Below are 19,849 nucleotides of genomic sequence, written 5' to 3' on the forward strand. Positions count from 1 at the left end.
GCGAAGGGCATCTTCTGACCACTCGACCCCGCATGCGGGCTCCGTCCAAAAGCCGTCCACCACGAGGCGCCGCGACACCCTCACCTCAGGAGGCGCGGGTCGACCCGCAGAGTCACCAGCTCGCCGTCAGGTGAGGTCGCCGCGAACGTCCACGTGTCGCCGGCCGGACGCGGCCACTCCCACGACACGCTCCACTCGGTGCCCGACCCGCCGCACGCGACGACCCGGTCGCGGTGGCCCGACTCCCCCGCCTCGACCAGCCGGACGTCGATCTCCGTCAGGACCGTTCCGGGTCCGGTCGGCGGATCCCCCGCGGCGTCCCACCCGTCGGTCGCCACGCGGTCGCGCCAGGCGCGGCTGTCGGCCCAGTGGCGGAGGGTGAGACGCTCGACCTCGTCGTTCAGGACGGCGCGGGCCTGCAGCCGGACGCGCTGGTCGGTGCACTCGATCCGTTCGACGATGACGACGACTCCGCCCGCGGCTCCAAGCGGGCTCGGCCGGGTCGGTACGAGCGACGCGCGGCGGTCGACGTCTGCGGGTGACCAGGTCGTGATGTCGTCCATGGGGTGACCCTAGTGACCCGCGCCTCCTCGGTGGGGTGGTCGGCATGCCCTGAGCACGACCCCGGACCCCCACGAGGAGGCGCGGCTCGGCTGCCCGACGCGCCCCTAGTGTGGAGGAATGATCAAGTCCGAGAAGACCCTGCTCGTCTACGCGATCGTCGCGCTGGTGTTCGGCGCCGTGCTGCTCGTCTTCGGGCAGCCGATGGGCTGGCTGCTGCTGGTCGGCGGTCTCGGGCAGTTCGGCTTCATCTCCTACCTCGTCCGCAAGCGGCAGCAGGCCGAGGTCGCGCCGGTGGAGACGGCGGGGACGGCGGGGACGGCGGGGACGGCGGCGCAGGCTGGGCCCGTGGTGCCGGGAGCGTCCGCGGTGCCCGAGGCTCCCACGGCATCCGTCGCGCCCGCGGGGTCCGAGACCCCCACGGCCTCCGTCGCGCCGGGCGCGTGCGTCGACGCCGGGCCCGACGTGGTCGACGCGCCTGACGCGCCGACTCCGCGCTGACCGGATCGTGTCCGAATCAGTGGACCCGGCCGGCACCGAAGGCTCTGCGGCTCACGGGATCGCGCAGCGGCCGCCACGTGCTCCGCTCAGTCGTGTCGCGCGAGCAGCGATCGTCGCCGGGGTCGTGGCCGTCGTCGCGTACGGGCTCGCGCTCGCCTTGACCTGGTTGTGGATGCCCGGAGGCGGTTCGTCGGTCGTCTACACCACCGAGCAGCGGATCGACTGGTTCACCATCGGCGCCAACACGACCGTCGTGGCCGGTCTCATCGCGGCTGTCGCTGCGGTCACGGCGCTCGTGCTGGCGGCGTTCGTCGTGGTGCGACGCATCGGCGGTCGTCGCCGCGCTTCGTAGGGCTTTCGCCGCGCCTCCTGAGGCCCTCGAGCCGACCAGGGGCGGGTCGTCCTGCTTCGAGCTATTACGCATGGGAACGTAAGAGCGATTCCGCGAAGCCGTTCCCCGGCTCAGCCCGACCCGGCCAACGGAACAGCACGGGCCACGGCAGAATCGCTGATGTGCCGCTCCGCCCCGTCTCCCCCGCCGATGTCGACGACCTCCGGGCGTTCCTCGTCGAGGCCGATCTGACGCTCGCCGGGCTCGACGACCCCGCCGTCCGCCTCTGGATCGAGCGGGATGCGGCCGGCACGATCGTCGGCTCGACCGGCTTCGAGCTGAGCGTCGACGGGGCGCACGCCCTCCTCCGCAGCGTCGCCGTCGCCCGGAGCCAGCGAACCGCCGGCGCGGGCACCCGTCTCGCCGGCCACGCCCTGAACGCGGCGACGAGCGCCGGGGCGACGCGGGCCTGGCTCTTCTCCCGCCGCTCCGGACCGTTCTGGCAGAGGCTCGGCTTCTCCCCCGCCGACCGCGACACCCTGGCCGCAGCGCTCGCGGACACGCATCAGCTCCGCCTCTTCGCCGCCACCGGCCAGCTCGCCCGCGAGGTCGCTTGGTCGCGCCCGCTCGACAGCCCTGCCACACCCGCGCCCGCGCCCCCGTCCACGGCCGCGCCCACGCCCCCGTCCACGCCCACGCCCGCGCCTCCGCCCCCGTCCACGCCGACGCCCACGCCCCCGTGCACGCCCGAAGCTCCGGCCACGACCACCAACCCGCCCGACTCTCCGATCAGCACCTCGCCGCCCCTGGCGCCGAACTCGGCCCGGCCCCCGACGCCCGCAGAAGGGCCCCGGTGATGCGCGACGACGCCGCCGCCCGAACCGGCCACACGCCCGACGCGCCCTTCGGAGCGTCACCGCACCCGCGCCTCCCTGTCTTCCAGGCTCCCGACGGCGAGTGGTACGTCGACCGCGACGGTCTGACGGCGACGACCGAGCGACGGTGGCGCCAGGCGTTCGAGCCGCGGACGATCCGGCGACGCGCGCGTCTGGCGTCGGTCGCGGGGCTGCTCCGAGCGGTGCTGCTCCTCGTCGGGTGCGCGGCGCTCGGAGCGGGCGTCGACATCGTCGTCGGCGGGTCGTCCGAGGCAGTGGTCGTCGGTGCCGCGATCGGTGCCCTCGTCGGAGTCTGGGTCGCCCTTCTGACGATGCTGTGGGCGCAGCGCGACTCGGCTCCCGGGCCGGTGGTGAGGGTGCCCGAGGAGGTGCTCCTCACCCAGGTCACCAGCCCCAGCCCGCGACGTGTCTGGCTCTGGAGCACGGCGCTCGACGCCGAGGCCCGAGCACGCGCCACGATCGGCTACGAGGTCGAGGTGGAGCGCCCAGCGCAGCTGGCGAGCGCCACGAAGGCGCGAGCACGCTACGCCGCGACCTATCGTGCCTACGCCGAGGCGGCGACCGATCTCGGGCTGCCGCTGCGAGCGCCGGCCGTCCCGCTCGAACCCCAGCCTTCTGCGGATGACCGGTAAGCGCCCTTCATCCGCTCCGGCCGGGCGACCTCCGACTCTCACGGGCTGGCCCGCTATCGCTCTCCATCCGCCGACGACGGGCACCTAGGGACCAGGGCGACAGCCGAACCCGCGCCGAGCTGCGCGATCCAGCGCGGAGTCGCGCGACGCCCTCACGACGTCCTCCCGTCCTGTTGACCGACACCGCGCCTCCTGCCGTGCCGTTCCGTCGGCACCGTGTTCCGTCCCTGAGGACGACCTCACTGCACCCTGCGGACGACGCCCCCACCGCCGGTTCTGCCTAGCGTCGAACCATGGCCCTGACCCACGCTCCCGCAGCCGCCGCCAGCACGCCCGCCCAGGCCGAGCCGCAGCGCCGTCGGTCGACGCTGCTGTCGCTGCTCCCCTGGACGACAGCCTGGGGAGGCGCGGCGGCCTTCTGCCTCGTGCCCATCGGCTTCGTGCTGGTCTCCGTGGTCGTGGAGCAGACGACGAACGGGATCGCCGCCCTCGCGATGGTCTTCCCGGTGATGCTCGGCGGAGCGGTGGCCCTCTGGCTCTACGGCCTCGTCGCGGGTCTGCTCGCCGGCCTCCCCGACTGGCTGCTGCGCCGGAGTCCCCGCCTGCGGCCGCTCGGGGCGGTACTCGCCGTCCTCATCCTCACCGTGCTGGTGGCGGTGCCGTGGGCGGTCGTGAACGTGCGGTTCCTAGACCTGCCGCTGATGGCGCCCTCGACGTTCGTCTCGACCCTGACGGTGGCGGGCGCGACGGCTGTGGCGACGACGATGGTCGTCTTGCTTCACGGCAGGCGCCAGCGGCGGCTCGAGCGTGGCGTGACTGGCCAGAGGCTGCCCTCGACGCGTACCTGAAGGCGAGTCTCTGCCGCTCGACGCGCGAGGTGCGTCCTGAAGACGAGCGGGCTGGCGTGCAGACGAAGAGCACACCGGCGGCGCTCGACGCGGTCCTGAGCGGGTCAGGCGGCCACGCGCAGCCGGCAGCCTCGTGGCTCGCTAGCTCAGGGGATCGGGACGACGACGTCCCAGCTCGCGGAGTACTCGAGCAGGAACATCGTGACCTCCCGGCCGGGCCGGAAGAGAGTGCTGACCCCGAACCGCAGCCCCTGCGCTGGCGGAAGGGAGGCGCTCACCGCGATCCGTTGAGAGTCGACGTCCGGACTGCCGGTCGGCTCGGCGGCGATCTTCTGCTGCAGTTCGCGCACGCTGTCCGTCGGCAGGCCGATCGCCTCGAGCGCTTCCTGATGCGCGGCGACGGCGGCGTCCGCCCCCTCGACGGCGGGAGCGTCGACGCGCAACCCGAAGGTGCGTCCTTTCGGCACGAGGACCTCGCCGGTCGTCTGGCTAATGACTCCGTCGGGCGAGTCGAGCAGTTCGAAAATCACCTCGTTCGCGCGCGCGTCGACGATCGTGCCTCCCGGCAGGAGGAATCGCACAGGGCGGCCACCGCCGCCCGAGGAGCTGTAGGCGCCCACCTCGATGTCCGAGATCGACTCGTCGCTCGTGTCGATGCCGAAGGCCTCAGCGCTGGGTGAGACGGTGAGGTCCCAGACCTCGACGCCGTCGTCGAGCGTCATGGCGGTGGGTGTCGGGCCGTCGTGGCTCACGGAGAACTGGCTGACATCGGGCTGGTCGGATGTGCCCTTTGGCGACTCGGCCCCGGGTGCGCACCCGGCGAGCAGTCCCACCGTCGTCGCGATGAGCACGGCGGCGACGAGGCCGCGGGTGCGGGTGCGGGTGCTGGTGCTGGTGCTGGTGCTGCGAGTCATCGCCATACGAAGTCCCCCGTGATCGACTGGTCAGAACATGCCCTTAGTCGACGCGCGAAGGACATCTTCTGACCACTCGATCCTCCCGCAAACAGACTCAGCAGACTCAGGCGCTTCATCGACTCGGGCAGAATCACCGAGACGATCAAAGGGGATGCCATGCAGTTCACCATCGACGGCTCGCAGTACGAGCTGACGCAAGAAAGTGTGCGCGCAGCTCTCGCTTCGCGCGAGCCCGGCGCGATCAACACCTACTCGATCGAAGTCGACGGCCGGGCCTTTCCCGTGAAGCAGGCCCTCGCGGCCGCGACGGGGCTCTCCAATCGTGCTTTCGACTCGGGTCGAGCACAAAGGATTATGAACGACCTCGGCTTCACCGTCAGCGGCACGAAGCCGGAGAAGCCACCAACATCCTCCCGCGCCCGTCGTCAGGCAACAGCCGACGCCGCCCGCCTCGTCCTCGAGGCTGGCCTCCACCGACGCCCGTCCATCTTCGACGGCACGACCGTCACCTGGGACGCCGCCACCGCCGCAGCGCTCCGCCGAGCCATTGAGACCTCCGACGTCGAGGGCACCTTCCGCGAGCGCCTCCTCACGCAACTGGCCGGCCAGCCCCGCGCCGTCGTCCTCCTGGCCGCCGAGCTCTGTTTCCTCCAGCGCCTCCCGCTCCTCAACGTCCGGGCCGAGACCAAGCGCAAGCTACTGCAAGACATCCTCGATGTCCTCCCCGACCACCCGCAGCTGCCCGCGGCGATCGTCGACGCCGTCGCGACGCCCGGAACCTTCCATGGTGGCCAGGGCTTTAACCAGCAGGTCCCCCAACACATCCAGTGGCTGGCGCACTTCGTCGAGCTCTGGGCACAGCTGCCCGACGAGACGCGTCTTGAGGCCATCGACGCTCCGTGGGCGTTACGCAGCCGCACTCTCGACGTCGAGCCCGACGCGGCGCCGATGCGCAACTCGCTCCTTGCTCTCCTCTGGCCCTCGACTTTCGAGAGCATCGTGTCCACCTCCGACAAGGAGGCCATCCGCGAGGCCTTCGCCGCGGCCTTGCCTGGCAGACGTGATGGCACCGAGCAACATGACGTCGACCGTGACCTCTTGGCGCTTCGCGACCGATTCGACGCCAACGGTGACCTGGACATCGATTGGTATCAGTCTCCCTGGCGGGACGAGTGGAGGGTGGCCGCGACGAGTCCCCACCGGCGAGGCTGGGTCATGGCGGAAGCGCGTCACGGAGAGGCGCTTTCTCTGCGTCGCCAGACGACCCGTCCCAACTTCTATTCCAGTCGGGGATCGATCCGAGAGGAGGTGCTCCGCACCTGGAACGGACAGCCCCCGATCACCGACCTCCTCGCCCAGATCGACGCCGCCACCGCTTATCTCGTCACGATGCAGCCACGGGACCAGATCTTCGTCCGCACGCCCGACGGCGTCCACGTCGGCGAAGTCGGCGGACTCACTTCTGACCTTGAGCGCCCAGTCACCTGGCGCGACCCCGTCTCCCCCGCCGCACTCCCCCACGCCGTTCTCGACATCCTCGACAGCAGCCCGACGATCGCCGAGGTCGACTTCCTCATGCCCACTCCAGAAACGCACCCGGTCTTGCCGACCCCGGTGCGCCTCCCTCGCGCCACTCCCGAGTTCGCCGAACGCCTGCATTACGAGAAGACTTGGCTCGACGACGCGATCGACCTGCTCGAAGAGCGTCGCCAGGTGATCTTCTTCGGCCCTCCCGGCACGGGCAAGACGTTCCTCGCGAGGGCGCTGGCCGACTTCATCGCCCCCGAGGGGGCGATGAAGATCGTGCAGTTCCACCCCTCCTATTCGTACGAGGACTTCTTCGAGGGCTTCCGTCCGACCGTCGACGAGAACGGCACGGCCACGTTTCGTCTCGCACCGGGCCCCGTGCGCCTGCTCGCGAAGGCCGCCGCCGAGAACCCCACGGTGCCGCACGTGCTCATCCTCGACGAGATCAATCGGGCCAACATCGCAAAGGTCTTCGGCGAGCTCTACCTGCTGCTCGAGTACCGTGATGCTGACGTCGCCTTGCAGTACTCGCCCGAAGAAGACTTCCGCCTCCCCGAGAACCTTTTCGTCATCGGCACGATGAACACCGCGGACCGCTCGATCTCGCTCGTCGACGCGGCCATCCGGCGTCGGTTCGCATTCGTCGAACTCCACCCCGGCGAAGAGCCCGTGCGAGGCCTCCTCGACCGGTGGTCTTCGGCGAACGGCCACGATGTGAGCCGTGGAGCACTCCTCCGTCAACTGAACGACCGCATCGGCGACCTCGACCGCGACTTCCAGATCGGCCCGTCGTACCTCATGGGTCGATCTGCCCGCACCTCGGCCGGCCTCGCACGCATCTGGGAGCACGACATCCTCCCCCTGCTCGACGAGCACTACTACGGCCGATTCACCCGGCAGGAGGTGCGGGTCAGGTTCGGCCTGACCGCTCTCGTCGCCGACACGGCCGGCGACCTCGACCCTCTCGACGACACGGGCCTCCTCCTCGAGCGGGACGACGCGGCCAGCGAGTGACACGACTCGAGCTGCGAGAGAACGGCGGGTGGACGGCTGCGCCGTTCGAACCGCTGACCATCGAGCGGGCCTGCGCGACGGGACTGCTCGAGTCTCGCATCGTGGCCGCAGGCCCTCAGGTCAAACCGCAGCTGAACCGCGTCGGCGCGGTGTCGATCGGCGACCACGAGTTCGTCGTCCAGCCGAAGGCGCCGTTCTCGTCGGTGCTGTTCATGCTCGGCTATGCCGCCGACCCGGGGTTCCGTCCCGACGAGGTGTCGGGAGAGGGCACCGAGATCTTCCCGGCCATCGCCGAGACGTTCGCCCGACTGCTGGAGCGGGCGCTGGGTCGTGGCGTGCTGCAGGGCTACCGTCGGCTCGACGAGACCGCCGTCGCGATCCGGGGGCGGATCCGCTTCTCCGACCAGATGTCGAGGCGCGGGGGTCAACTGCTGCCCGTCGAGCTGACGGTCGACGAGTACACGGTCGACATCACCGAGAACCAGATTCTTCGGGCGGCGCTCAGGATGCTGCTCGCGCTGCCTCGGGTGAGTTCCGACGCACGACGACGACTCGTGCATCTGGAGTCAAAGCTCGTCGGTGTCACGCCTGTGCGGCCCGGGCTGCCCCTGCCGTCGTGGCAACCCTCGAGGCTCAACGCGCGGTTCCACTCGTCGCTCCGATTCGCCGAACTGCTGCTCACCCGCCTGGCCCCCTCGACGACAGGTGACGGAGAGCGCATCGCGTCGTTCGTCGTCAACATGGCCGAGGCCTTCGAGGGTTTCGTGACGGCTGGCCTGACCGAGGCGTTCGCAGAGAGGTCGAGAGGGGTCAGCGTCGGCCAGTACCCGACCCAGCTCGACCAAGAACGGCGTCATCCCATCCGCCCCGATTTCGTCCACGTCGTGGGAGGACGACCGGCCGTGGTCGTCGACGCTAAGTACAAGACGGGTGCGCCGCGGGTCGAGGATCTTTATCAGATGCTCGCCTACTGCACTGTGTTCGGTCTCGGCGAGGGGACGCTCATCTACCTGGCAGGTGAGTCGCGTGCGACGCCGCGCGTCGCTCACATCGCTGGCTCGAGCGTCGCGGTCCAGACTTCTCGACTTGATGTGTCCCGGGCGCCGGCGTCGATGCTTCGAGAACTGCGCGAGATCGCTCACGGCCTATCGCCTCGGGAGCAAGCCGCGCGAGTCCCTTACCGCTGAGCGAAGCCTCTGTCACGTCACCAGAACTGGGACCCTCGATTGTGAGTATGTGTCAGGGCACTCCATGCGCATGAATTAGTGTCATGAGAAACCGTCACAAAAGGGGACAACGATGGAGTTTGCCGAGCGGCTCGCCGCACTCGCGCTGAAGGTCAAGAACCAGCGCGAGGCTATCCAGACAGAAGAGGCCACGAAGAACGCGTTCATCATGCCGTTCATCTCGACGATCCTCGGCTACGACGTCTTCAACCCGCTCGAGGTGGTGCCCGAGTTCACGGCCGATGTCGGCGTGAAGAAGGGCGAGAAGATCGACTACGCGATCATGCGTGACGGCGAGGTGCAGATCCTCATCGAGTGCAAGAAGTCGACTGAAGCACTTCGCATCGAGCACGCCTCGCAGCTGTACCGCTACTTCGCGGTCACCAACGCCCGTATCGCCGTTCTCACGAACGGCGAGAGCTATCACTTCTACACGGACCTCGACGCGCCGAACCGCATGGACGACAAGCCTTTCCTGGTGCTCGACCTGTCGGACATCGACGAGACGCTGCTGCCCGAGCTGAGCAAGCTCACGAAAGACGTCTTCGACCTCGACTCCGTCATCAGCGCCGCCGAGGAGCTCAAGTACGTCGGCCAGCTCAAGCGAGCCATTGCCGCACAGTTCCGCGAGCCGTCGGACGACTGGATCAAGTTCGTGACCACGCGGGTCTACGAGGGGTCGTTCACGCAGAAGGTGCGCGAGCAGTTCACGCCGCTCGTGACGAAGGCGTCGAAGCAGTTTCTGAACGACCAGGTCAACGATCGACTGAAGACGGCGCTCGGCTCGTCGAGCTTCCCGTCGATCCCCGCGGAGGCGCCCACCGGCGCGGTGACGAGCGAGGCTGTCGTCGAGGCGGACCTGGATCGTGACACGGAGACCGAGACCACGCTGGAGGAGCTCGAGGGCTACCAGATCGTCAAGGCGATCGCGTGTAGTGAGGTCAAGCCGCAGCGAGTCGTCCACCGCGATGCGAAGTCGTACTTCGCGGTGCTGCTCGACGACAATAACCGCAAGCCGATCGCTCGCCTGCACTTCAACGGCAAGAAGCAGAAGTACCTCGGCCTCTTCGACGCCGCCAAGGTCGAGACCAAGCACGCGATCGAGTCCCTCGACGAGATCTACTCCCACGCCGAGGCCATCCGCGAGTCCGTCAAGGCCTACGCCTGATCACCTTAACTGGGACAGGGCGAAGGCGCCCGCGGATTAAACGCCGCCCCGACCCGACCTCAGGCTTCCGCGCGCCGACGTGAACCTGCTCTTTCATCACACCCTTCACACCTGCAATGGAGCCCTACGTGACAACCGAAACCACCCTCGTCTTTCTGCACGGCGTCGGCAATGGTGATCAGGACGACAAGTGGAGGACGACGCTCTCGGCATCTTTGATCCGCCTCGGATATCCGGGTCTCGAATCAGCTCGAGTCGTGGCGCCTAAGTACGCCCACGCGCTGAAGGACTGGGATGTGAAGGAGGCGCTTCCCGAGCTGAACGGCAAGGTCCCGAGCCGTGACGCGGCGAGGACCAACCGTCGTGCGTTCGAGGGCCGGATGGGGGCGGTCGAATGGCGTCTGGGTAAGCATTCGCGGGGAGTCGGCAATGCAGGATTCGACGCGGTCGTGAGCGCGGCCGTGGCTTTTCCTTTCTTCGAGCAGGCCCGTAACTACCTGACCGACCCGCAGGTCCGCGCTCAAGTGCTGAACAGGATCCTGAGCGCTCTACCCTCGTCGGGTCGCATCGTCCTCATAGGCCACAGCCTCGGCTCGATCATCGCCGCCGATCTCCTGCGCCGCCTTCCTGCGGGCATCGAGGTGGTGGGGATGGTCACGATCGGCAGCCCTCTCGCCAACAGCGCCTTCAACGTCGACAAGCTGAAAGACGTCCTCAAAGAGCCGCCCGTGAACCTGGCCTGGTGGGTCAACTTCTGGAATGCGGCGGACCCCGTCGCGGCACACCGCGGCTTGTCCTCCATATTCCCGTGGATGGTGGACTTCCGTCTCGCCACGACGCCGTCACCCCTCCGAGGCCACCTCGCCGAGGAGTATCTCGGCTCAAACGCGATGGCGGCGGCGGTCGGCTACGCCCTGTTCGGCTCCTTGTCCACAGAACTCGAAGCAGTCGAGAAGGGTGTGGACATCCCGCTGGACCCGGCCGAGTCGATGGCTCTCATGGCCCTGCGGTACGCGCACCTCATGCGGCGACGGTTGAAGGGTGACGAGCTCGACCGCTTTACCGGCGCGCTCAGACGTGTTCAGACCGACGTCGTGACGGACATCGTCACACGGAACAAGAAAGAGGGCAGACACGTGCCCGCGAGCGTCACGCGGCTCCTCACCGACCCGTCGAGTCCCACGGGCTCCTTCATCGAACCGCAGCCCGGACGCTACCTGAACAAAGACGAGGCGGTCGTCCTGCTCACCGTGCTGGCGGCGGAGAACGTCCTGCGTCCTTTCGAGATCGATCTGCCGCGCGAGAAGTGGCTCGAGGCGATGAAGGAGCTCTCGGCCGAGATGGGACTCGGCACCCAGTACGGCATCGACGTCTTCGAGGCGGCGAAGCGTGCCCGCAGTGTCCTCAGCCCAGGCCGCGGTGCCGGCTGGATCAAGTGGGGCGCCCTCAGTGTCGGCGCGGCTGCGATCGTCGTAGCCACCGGGGGTCTGGCGCTGGCGGCCGCGCCGGGTCTCGCGGGAGCTGCGGCCATCACGAGCGCGTTGTCGACGTTCGGACCGGGCGGAATGATCGGTGGCCTTCTGACGGCCGGGACACTCGTCTCGGCAGGCGGCGGTGGCATCGCGTACGGTCTGGCCGGGCAGGGCACGACGGCCGAGACCCTCGAGGCCATCGTCGAGCGTCGCCTCGCCGCGACCATCCTGAGGCAGCTGCAGGGCCTCGAGCCTGACCCCGCGGCCTGGAGCGTGCTCGTGCAGATCGAGATCGAGGTCCGCCGCCAACACGAACGCATGGACGAGTTCAGCGACGAGTCCGCACCGGGCCTGAAAGACCTGAAGCGGAAGATCCTCACCGTCGAGAGAGCGCTGCGCTATCTGACGGAGAACGGCCTGGAGCCCGGAGGAGTCTCCGCACAGCAGTGACGGTGCCGCATCGATCTAGGAGTTCTGCCAGCTTCCGGGTGTGGGCAGGGATGCGTGCTTGAGACCAAGGGCCTGCTCTACGCCAGCCAGACTTTCTAGTAGACCGTCGCGAAGGGCCGTTAGTTCGTATTGCCAGCGCTCCGGCTCCAGCTCGACGGCCTCTTTGTATGCGACGCACAGGAAGACCATCTTTTGAAGCGGCTGGCGCAGCGACTCGTTGGGGTGGACTTCGTCTCGAATCTGAGAAATTCGGTCCTGTGCAGCTTGGACGCTCGATCGGCACCGCGAGGCCTCATCCTCGTGAGGACTCTCGCGTGGTCTGATTCTGGCCAACGCGCGTCGGGCGGATAGATCGTCAGCCAGGTTGCGAACGAGCTGTCTGTTGCGCCGTCGACGTTCGATGAGGAATGCACCCAGAGCCGCTGAGATTGCAAGGATCGACCCTAGAACAGTGCCGAGTATGTCGCCGAGAGTGATAGTTAGTTCCATGGCAGCATCCTCTCGCGCTCCCAAACGAGTCAGTTACCGAAACGAACAATCAGGCACGGTTCGGCGAATCGACTTGCGTTCTCCCCATCTGCAGAACTGCGTTCCAACTTCGACCCCCTTACAACAGATTCACGCGCGCACCGACTTCTCCATTTCCCTAGCCAGAATCCCTAGCGCCGTCGTCCTTCTGATCGCGACAGCCTGCCCGAGCATGGCCCATTTCTCGGGGCTCCGCTGCCGGCTGAGGGCGCGGCAATGGTCCGAAGGAGGAGCACCAGGTGCTGCACCTCGTACTGCTTGAGTCCGCCATGGAGCCCCTCGTACTCATTGGGCAACCTCGGCTGGCGGTGACAACCGGCAACTTCGCAGTCGCGCCTGCCGGCTCCTCAAGCTCGCAGATGGTTCCGAGACACAGATGGAGTCCTCTCGCTGGCACAAGCTGATGTTCCTGCTTGTGCCCAGCAGAGGCCGTCACCTCCGGGCAGGGTCAAGGCGTGCGCCTAGATCTACCCTGACCTGCTGCCGCCGGATAAGAGCAGCTACCCAGTTCGGGCTCTCCACGCCGCCGCGATCGCCTCCACGACGGCTTCGACCTCCTCGTGTTCCCAGAAGCGGAGCACCAGCCAACCGAGCGCTTCGAGTCTCGAAGTCGTCTCGAGGTCTCGCTCCACATTCCGCTCGAGCTTGGGACCCCAGTACCCGGAGTTCCTCTTCGGCGAGGTCGCGTGCACCGGACACCCGTGCCAGAAGCAGCCGTCGATGAAGACGGCGATCCTCTGTCTCGTGAAGACGATGTCGGCCCGGGTGCGCAGTTCGAGGCTCGGCCTGTGGTCGACGCGGTACCGGAAGCCTGCGGCATGCAGTGCCCGGCGGACCGCCAGCTCAGGCCCGGTGTCCCGGCGCTTGTTCGACAGCATCGCTCGCCGAGTCGCCTCGCTCGATGCCCACGACATCTCGTCAGCCTAGATCGCGTCGAGCGAGGATCGTTCTGGGGCGCAGCCGCGCCCACGATGGGTGGATCAGCAGAGCCTTGGGGAGGCGCCTCGAGATGCCGCTATGGAGGTCAGTGGCTCTCGCGATGACACAGACGGACGGCATGCCGTGACGTGATCGGACGAGTCACGCAGCTGCACCACCGTGTTCGAGAAACGGCTTCAAATAGGCGCGGAGCGCCGGGTCGACGACGTAGACGTAGGTCCCCCGGATCCCCCGAGTGAGCAGGACGCCGTAGATGTTGAGGACGAACTGCCGGACTTCGGCGTCGGTGTACCGCCGTCCGAGCTGCTTGTTGTTCTCGACGCCTTTGACGTCGAAGTACGAGCTCCGGTCGACGAACATCTGGCCCGTCGCCGCGTCGTAACGAAGATCGCCCCCGATGATGACGCCGGCATAGTTCAGGTCGTAGCCCTGAACCGTGTGGATGGAGCCGACCTCCTCGAGTGCGTTCTTCGACGAGATCCAGTCCTTCGTCGTCCCGTTCCAGCGCAGCCTGACGCCATCGATCTCGATGTCTGCAGCCGTGGGGTCCTTCTTCGACACCCACTTCCAGGCGTAACCGGCGACGAGGCGGGCCAGTCCACTCTCCGCGTCTCGCGCTCGGATCTCGCGATGCATCTCCCCCAGATCGTCGAACATGCGGAGGTCGTAGCCGTCGAACTGCTGAGGAGCAGGTGGGCCGACCTTCGGGGTCCGACCGTCGATACGCAGGACTCGTCGGACGTAACCCACGAAGTCGGCGCCCGCCTGCACCCGCATCTGCGTGGAAAGCCCGTAGTGACGTCCTTCAGAGCGAGCCGTGCGCAGGAGAGCTTCTACGGTCTCGTTCGAGAGGTCCGCCGGCCTCACGCTCTGAGCGACGTCCATCAGCAGGATCTGGTGGCGGCTCTTCGCGACGATCCAGTCCAGTTGCGTCTTGGACAGATCGTCGGCACCGAACAGTCGCGTGTTGATCTCGGGGAACTTCTTGTTCAGAACACCCGTGGACTGGTTCGCCCGCTGGTTCAGACGATGCGCCTCGTCGACGATGAGAAGATCCCACTCCTCGTCCGACTGCCCGACGTCGAACGGGGTCATCACCATGCTCGGGCTGAGGCCGGGGGTCTTGCGGAAGACCTTCTTGATCGAGTCCCGAAGCGACTGCTGCGGGATGACCATCCCGACGCGTAGACCGGCGAGCATCTCGGCGTAGTCCCCGAGGAAGAAGTCCGAGAACAGCGAGTCACCTTCGATCTCCTCAGCGGACGGATGCGCGACGATGTCCATGAGCAGCTTCAGCAGGTAGACGGCCACGACGGTCTTGCCGGTCCCAGGCTGACCTTCGATCACGAGGGTGGCCCCAGCCCCCTCGCGGATGTCGTCGAAGAGCCCTTCGAGGATGTCCTCGACGGCCGCCGCCTGATCCTGCGTCAGGGCCTTGAAAGGCGAGAGCTTGAAGAGGTCGCTGTTCTCGATCTCAGGGATGGGTCTCGTGAAGACACCGTCTGCGCGGAGGCGGGTGACGACGTCGTCGAAGACGGAACGGTAGCGAACCCGGTCGTAGTAGTTCGCGGCGGTGATGCCGTCATTGCGATTGAGAACGCTGTACGAGCCGTCGGCGGAGAGCAGCTGGATGAGGCGTGACTCCAGGTCGAGGCAGGCCGACTTGTTGAAGGTCTCATCGACGATGACGCGGATGCTGTCCAGCTGGCTCTTCTCGGGGTTGGCCAGATGCTGTCGGAGCCGTGCTACCGCGTTGCGGGTCTCCCCGACGTAGATGTCACGGAGTCGTTCTTCCGGGTGCCGACCCGACTTCGACGCACTCGCCTGATCGAGCACGTATACGACGGGCCAGTCCCGGTGCCTCGGGTCGAGAAGACCCCAGACATCCACCGACTCCTTGTCGAACGCCAGAGGCACGATCTCAGAGGGCGTCATATTTCTCGCTTCGTCCTCGGGCCTTCTCCACCGGGTACTTCCGCCGCGTCACCTCGAGCTTGTCGAGCACTATCTGATCCGGGTCCACCCCGAGCCGATCGGCCAGGAGGAGGCAGTACGTCAGGACGTCCGCCAGCTCACCCTGGACACGTGCGGGGTCGAAATCAGGCCCCCATTGGAAGCACTCGAGAAGCTCGCCCGCCTCGATGGCGATACTCCTCGAGAGATTGTCCTCCGAATGGAACTGGCCCCACTCACGCTCGCGCACGAATGCGCGGACTGCGTCTTGGGCCTTGGTAGATGCCATGACCGAACGCTAACAGCTGTCGTCGAACAGACGACCGACTCGTATGAAGACCTTTGTGGGCTCCGTCTACCAGCTGATGTGACCGAGCCGCCCCTGCAACATCGAGCCGGAACATGACCCATCCCGCCCCACCCGAGTAACTGAGGTCACGGCGCAAGCCGCGTGGGCCCGGGGCACGGGTCGTCTAAGAACGAGGACGACTTCACGGCTTAGGACTAAACAGGACCAAGACCTGCGTAAGTCATAGCCTGTCGATATATCTCCGCCATGTCCTCGAAAGCCTCGCGCCTCTGCTTCGGCGCAAAAATGAACGCTCTGTTGCTGGTGTGCCGCGTGTCCCAAATGTGGCTCCCCTGTGCCGCACGAAAACGCCCACGTATCGGGTCGATTGGAGCATCCGCACCGATCGATGAGCATCACCACCGTACGAGACGATGGACACCACATTCGGGCAGAGTTCGAGCAGGCGGTGCAGAGCGTGCACTCCCTCGTCGATGTAACCGACCGGAGCCAGTCCGGCATGCGGTCGTGTATGTACCAAGGGAAGGCGTTCCACGGCACGGAGGTCAGCAGGGGGCGCACCAGTAAGGGCATCTCGTACTGCTTGTCCGCGTTACGGAGCCATCCGGGTCCTGCAGAAACCATAGCTGGTGGTGCCAACGCACCGACTTCACAGTGGCGCCGGCCACCTTGCGGGTGCCTCAGGCCACGGTTCGGTTCCTCTCGGTCGCGCCGGCTGCATTGCCCGTGTATCCCGAATAAAGACCGCGACCCAGGGGAAGGTGAAGCAATGCACCATTACGACTAAGAATATACTTCCCAAGACTACGATGTCATAGCTAACGAATCAACGCTTCAGATCAGGCTACCAATTTCTTGCAATACGCCCAAGGGCGACATAACTGGCTAAAGGTCGATCACGAAATGCCTCAGGTAATTTGACGACAGCCAGACCTTCAAGCGCTTCGAGATCATCCGATCCTCCACTTCTCGCTCTTACATCAAATCGGTTTCGAATGGAATCTGCGACAAGAACATTCATATCGTCCGAAAAACTTATCAAGGCAGAATCATAAGCCTTGTGGTGATTGCGACAAAGCGCAATACCATTCGAAGTCTCGTCTGTACTGCCGGGCCAAGCAACAGGAACGATATGCGCAGCCTCAACCAGGCCAAGTTGGAGTCCGCATACGGCGCACATGTCACCGTAAGCCTCCAGAACGCGCACGCGGAAATCCCAAGCCCGGTAATTTGACCTAATAGTTCGGACTATTTGCTGACGATCATCTTGAGCCTCGTCAGCTTCTAGTGGCAGAGGGTTGAGCTCAGGGGCCTCTTGCGGAATCGCATTCAATGCTTCTACGAGCTCTCCCGATCCCTCCTGATGAAGCCTTTCAGCGTTCCAGAAGTAGACCGACAGGAAGTGAGGCGCAATGGCTACAACGATATCACCACTTTTTCTTTCCGCCACGGCAAAACCATGTACTTTCGCTGACTCCAAGGTCGCTTGACGAACTTGCAAAGAAGGCGAAGCCGACCCGCGATCTTTATGAATCGTCGCGTCCCAACCTACGAACACCTGAAACTTTTCGCTCCACCCTAGGACTACAGTCCGCTGTCCCGCGACTATTTCGGGGCGCGCACCAGTGAACTGCACGCGATATTCATCCGCGGCCCGCCGTTCACCGCCCCCGTGCGTCGCATTCCAAGCGTAAATGCGGAAGATTTCCGCCTGACCTTCAAGGGACTGACTCAGTGATATAATGTAAGGCTTTTCGCCAGCGGCCGAGAGTTGCAACACTTCATTACCAGTCCTCCGTAAGTTCTCGAGGACCTTGTCACGAAGGTGAATGGAGGTAAGTCTTTCGTTGGACACACTTCGGAATGTACGTCAGATCCGAGCCATCTAACACCCCCCGTAGTAGGGATATTACCTGTCGCCGACCAACTCCATAATTTGCTGAGCTAGAGACTTAGCTAGAAGCGGCGGAACAGCATTGCCAACCTGGCGCCACTGCCTTTCGACGTTGCCGTGGAGATACCATGTGTCCGGGAACGTCTGCAACCTCTTGACTTCCTCAATTCTAAGGATGCGATTGCGCCAGTGAAGTGGCCCCATATTATTTGATCGCCTGGCCTGGATTGTCCATGACGGCATTTCAGGACTCAATTTAAGAAGGAAAGACCAGTATCGACTTCGCCATTCGAATTTAGGGTCCGAATAGCCACGCTTGGCCGTCAAAAACAAATAGTTGTCCCCCGGTGGAATAAGCTCGAGAAGATCACGGTGCTTGCCCCCAGCGACATGTCCAATGTCGGCGGCATTCTCATCTGTGTCAAGATCACTTATGACCTCACCAGCTGAAACCCAGGGAATGCGGCCTGAATGCTCAAGCTCGGTAGGATTCACATGAGAAGGCTGAGGCCAATCAAACTCGCCTTCAAGTGTTCCAACAATGAAAAACCTTTGCCGCACCTGCGGAACGCCATAGTCCGCTGCGTTTAGGACCTTGAAGTCACAACTGTAGCCGAGGGATTCGGCGGTGGCGAGAATATAGTCAAGGGTCTCACGGTGCACTTTGAACGACATACCTGCAACGTTCTCCAGAAGAAAGACTCGGGGCTTGAGCCACTTTAGCGTTTCTAGGTACCCCCCAATGGTCACCTCACCGACAGGATCCGCCATGGCGCGAGGCATTTCTGTTCTATAGAAACGACTTTTGGAGAAAGGCGGGCACGGAGGACCCCCGATCAGAATGTCTATGTCCTTCACTACCTCATCGCCGATCATGGACACCGCCGATGACTCGGTGAAATCGGCTATACTACCGTGGAAAAAAGCTGCTCCAGGAAAGTTGCGTGCATGACTTGCTGCCGAAGCGGAGTCATTATCCACACCAAGAACGATTTCAAAGCCCGCTTGCTCGAAACCCAGATCCAGACCCCCGCAGCCGGAAAACAGGCTCAACACTTTTGGTCGCATCAAATTTTTCCAACTTCCGTATCGACAGATTTGAGAACTTCTCTCACCATTGCCGCTGCCATCACAGAAGGCACCGCATTGCCGATTTGTCTGACTTGCTCGCGACGCGGTCCAGCAAACTCGTAGCCAGTAGGAAAGGACTGCAAGGCTGCCAACTCTGCAATACGAAGTCTGCGACCATCCCAATGAAACGGCCCAGTCCACGGTCCAGGGCTTGCTGGAATGGTCCATGACGGACGATTCGGATCAAGTTTAAGAAGGAAGTTCCAATACCTAGTTTCGGTCTCAAATGTGGGCTCTGGATGACCAGCCCAGGCGGTGTGGAATTTGTAATTCATTCCCGGAGGCACATCACGCAGATGGTCAGCCCAGCGTCCTTTTATAACTTCATCTTCAGCGACGCTTGATTGATCAGGGAGTGAACTGAGGGCCTGCCCTGCCGTCACCCAGGGAATAAGAGAGTCTGCACCATCACGCGCATGTGTCGCGACTGGCAAACCCGGTTGTTGGCGACGAGAACCCAGGAGAAAAACACGTTGCCGCGCCTGCGGCGCTCCGTAGTCAGTCGCTGTGGCAACGACAGTGCGGGTGAGATAACCGGCGTCCTCAGCATCCTCTCGTAGTGCCTCAAAAATTGCCCTATTTCTTGGATGGAGGATACTTGGCACATTCTCAAATACGAATGCTGAAGCATCTGCCTCAAGAGTGAGTCGCAGGAATTCGCTTACTAGAGTCCGGCGACTATCCGGCCTCGCCTCGAGAGGCTCCGATACACGTTCGACCGCTTCCCCCCGGGCACGGGCACGACGAAACGCGGCCTCATCCCCTTTGTCGACCCAGTACGCCGCTTTACTAAACGGTTGGCACGGAGCACCTCCAACCACAATGAGATCGCTGGTGTCGTCGACCTTGGCGAAGTCCCTCAACTTGTTCCCATGCAGGGTGGTGACGTCGCCCTGTAAGACCAGTCCGCCGTGTAGCTTCGGGTTGGCTCGCATCGTGGCACACGAGTAAGCATCATTGTCAACTGACAGGCGCAGATCGCCACCTGCGGTCTTGGCACCGATCCCAAGACCGCCGGCGCCTGAAAACAAGTCAATTACTGGCACACCTGACATCAAGGGGTCTTCCTCACTGCTAATCCGAACATGCTCATCAACGTAGGGGCTGCCACCGACATTCCGCATTGGTGCGGCCGCGCTACCAGACCCTGATCGGCTTCCGAATGAAGCGCACGCCGTCCCGCACTTGATAGAGTCCGCGGTCAGGTGGCGGAATCTTGGCCTTAACGCTGATTGAACTATCCGTCTCGCACCTCGGGGCTGATTCTAATACGACACAGGGAAGACGATACGTTGCCCAAATGATGGTTCAAATTTGCCCGCGAGAGCATAATGGCCTGTCTAGCTCGGCAAGCCGTCCGGCGTTGTTGGCAATATATGGTCGGGCTGACAGGATTTGAACCTGCGACCCCTTGACCCCCAGTCAAGTGCGCTACCAAGCTGCGCCACAGCCCGAGAAAACTGTTGCTGAGCAACCGATTCCTTGGTGTTGCCCCGACCGAGGCAACCTGACCAGCATAGCGGATCGTCGAGGCGGTTCGCGCCACGCACG

17 protein-coding genes and 1 tRNA gene are annotated in these 19,849 nt (G+C 64.6%); 9 read left to right on the top strand and 9 right to left on the bottom strand.

The annotated features are described in order from the left end of the window. Positions 1-80 precede the first annotated feature (80 nt). Entirely contained in the window at positions 81-563 is a 483-nt protein-coding gene (locus tag ASF17_RS08985; protein ID WP_055798026.1) for a hypothetical protein, read from the bottom strand. Positions 564-681: 118 nt separating this feature from the next. On the opposite strand from ASF17_RS08985, the gene ASF17_RS08990 reads away from it, so the two are divergent. From ASF17_RS08990 to ASF17_RS09010, 5 genes are all read left to right on the top strand, one after another. Further along, positions 682-1,062, top strand: a complete 381-nt coding sequence (locus ASF17_RS08990; RefSeq protein WP_055798029.1) for a hypothetical protein — start codon at positions 682-684, stop codon at positions 1,060-1,062. 124 nt (positions 1,063-1,186) lie between these two features. Beyond that, positions 1,187-1,414 carry a hypothetical protein gene (locus tag ASF17_RS08995; RefSeq protein WP_055798032.1) on the top strand — a complete coding sequence of 76 codons (228 nt, stop codon included), beginning with the start codon at positions 1,187-1,189 and terminating at the stop codon, positions 1,412-1,414. 161 nt (positions 1,415-1,575) lie between these two features. Continuing rightward, positions 1,576-2,250 (top strand): GNAT family N-acetyltransferase, encoded by a 675-nt coding sequence (locus ASF17_RS09000; RefSeq protein ID WP_082475184.1) that lies wholly within the window; start codon positions 1,576-1,578, stop codon positions 2,248-2,250. After that, positions 2,250-2,921: a hypothetical protein gene (locus ASF17_RS09005; protein ID WP_055798035.1), complete on the top strand. Its 672-nt coding sequence runs from the start codon at positions 2,250-2,252 to the stop codon at positions 2,919-2,921. The genes ASF17_RS09000 and ASF17_RS09005 overlap by 1 nt, the downstream gene beginning before the upstream one ends. Positions 2,922-3,214: 293 nt before the next feature. Further along, positions 3,215-3,769 carry a hypothetical protein gene (locus ASF17_RS09010; protein ID WP_055798037.1) on the top strand — a complete coding sequence of 185 codons (555 nt, stop codon included), beginning with the start codon at positions 3,215-3,217 and terminating at the stop codon, positions 3,767-3,769. Positions 3,770-3,915: 146 nt separating this feature from the next. Here the strand turns inward: ASF17_RS09010 and ASF17_RS09015 are convergent, their stop codons facing one another. After that, positions 3,916-4,683, bottom strand: a complete 768-nt coding sequence (locus ASF17_RS09015) for a hypothetical protein (protein ID WP_156357348.1) — start codon at positions 4,681-4,683, stop codon at positions 3,916-3,918. Positions 4,684-4,842: 159 nt separating this feature from the next. Here ASF17_RS09015 and ASF17_RS09020 point away from each other — a divergent pair, with 159 nt between their 5' ends. The 4 genes from ASF17_RS09020 to ASF17_RS09035 all read left to right on the top strand — a co-directional run bounded on the left by ASF17_RS09020 (position 4,843) and on the right by ASF17_RS09035 (position 11,543). Further along, positions 4,843-7,227: an AAA family ATPase gene (locus ASF17_RS09020; protein ID WP_156357349.1), complete on the top strand. Its 2,385-nt coding sequence runs from the start codon at positions 4,843-4,845 to the stop codon at positions 7,225-7,227. Continuing rightward, positions 7,224-8,414 (top strand): McrC family protein, encoded by a 1,191-nt coding sequence (locus tag ASF17_RS09025; protein ID WP_055798046.1) that lies wholly within the window; start codon positions 7,224-7,226, stop codon positions 8,412-8,414. Before ASF17_RS09020 ends, ASF17_RS09025 begins: the two co-directional genes overlap by 4 nt. Positions 8,415-8,526: 112 nt before the next feature. Next, a complete protein-coding gene (locus ASF17_RS09030; protein WP_055798051.1) occupies positions 8,527-9,621 on the top strand; it encodes a type I restriction endonuclease in 1,095 nt (364 codons plus the stop codon). A 128-nt stretch (positions 9,622-9,749) separates the two neighbouring features. Beyond that, positions 9,750-11,543: an alpha/beta hydrolase gene (locus ASF17_RS09035; protein WP_235476466.1), complete on the top strand. Its 1,794-nt coding sequence runs from the start codon at positions 9,750-9,752 to the stop codon at positions 11,541-11,543. Positions 11,544-12,571: 1,028 nt separating this feature from the next. On the opposite strand, the gene ASF17_RS09040 is transcribed toward ASF17_RS09035, so the two are convergent. The 7 genes from ASF17_RS09040 to ASF17_RS09055 form a co-directional block, all read right to left on the bottom strand. Continuing rightward, positions 12,572-12,985: a very short patch repair endonuclease gene (locus ASF17_RS09040; protein ID WP_082475185.1), complete on the bottom strand. Its 414-nt coding sequence runs from the start codon at positions 12,983-12,985 to the stop codon at positions 12,572-12,574. Between the two features lie 166 nt (positions 12,986-13,151). Further along, a complete protein-coding gene (locus ASF17_RS09045; protein ID WP_055798059.1) occupies positions 13,152-14,945 on the bottom strand; it encodes a DUF2075 domain-containing protein in 1,794 nt (597 codons plus the stop codon). Beyond that, entirely contained in the window at positions 14,932-15,252 is a 321-nt protein-coding gene (locus ASF17_RS09050) for a nucleotide pyrophosphohydrolase (protein WP_055798063.1), read from the bottom strand. Before ASF17_RS09050 ends, ASF17_RS09045 begins: the two co-directional genes overlap by 14 nt. Before the next feature lie 865 nt (positions 15,253-16,117). Next, the gene (locus tag ASF17_RS15540) at positions 16,118-17,128 is read right to left on the bottom strand and encodes an HNH endonuclease (RefSeq protein WP_156357350.1); all 1,011 of its coding nucleotides are present in this window, start codon (positions 17,126-17,128) and stop codon (positions 16,118-16,120) included. Between the two features lie 54 nt (positions 17,129-17,182). Further along, on the bottom strand, positions 17,183-18,235 hold the full coding sequence (locus ASF17_RS15270; RefSeq protein WP_082475187.1) for a DNA cytosine methyltransferase: 1,053 nt from the start codon (positions 18,233-18,235) through the stop codon (positions 17,183-17,185). Then, a complete protein-coding gene (locus ASF17_RS15275) occupies positions 18,235-19,353 on the bottom strand; it encodes a DNA cytosine methyltransferase (RefSeq protein WP_082475188.1) in 1,119 nt (372 codons plus the stop codon). Before ASF17_RS15275 ends, ASF17_RS15270 begins: the two co-directional genes overlap by 1 nt. A 322-nt stretch (positions 19,354-19,675) precedes the next feature. Further along, positions 19,676-19,752: transfer RNA gene (locus ASF17_RS09055), tRNA-Pro, on the bottom strand. Positions 19,753-19,849 lie beyond the last annotated feature (97 nt).

The sequence above is a fragment of the Frigoribacterium sp. Leaf263 genome (assembly GCF_001422285.1).
Classification (GTDB): Bacteria; Actinomycetota; Actinomycetes; order Actinomycetales; family Microbacteriaceae; genus Frigoribacterium.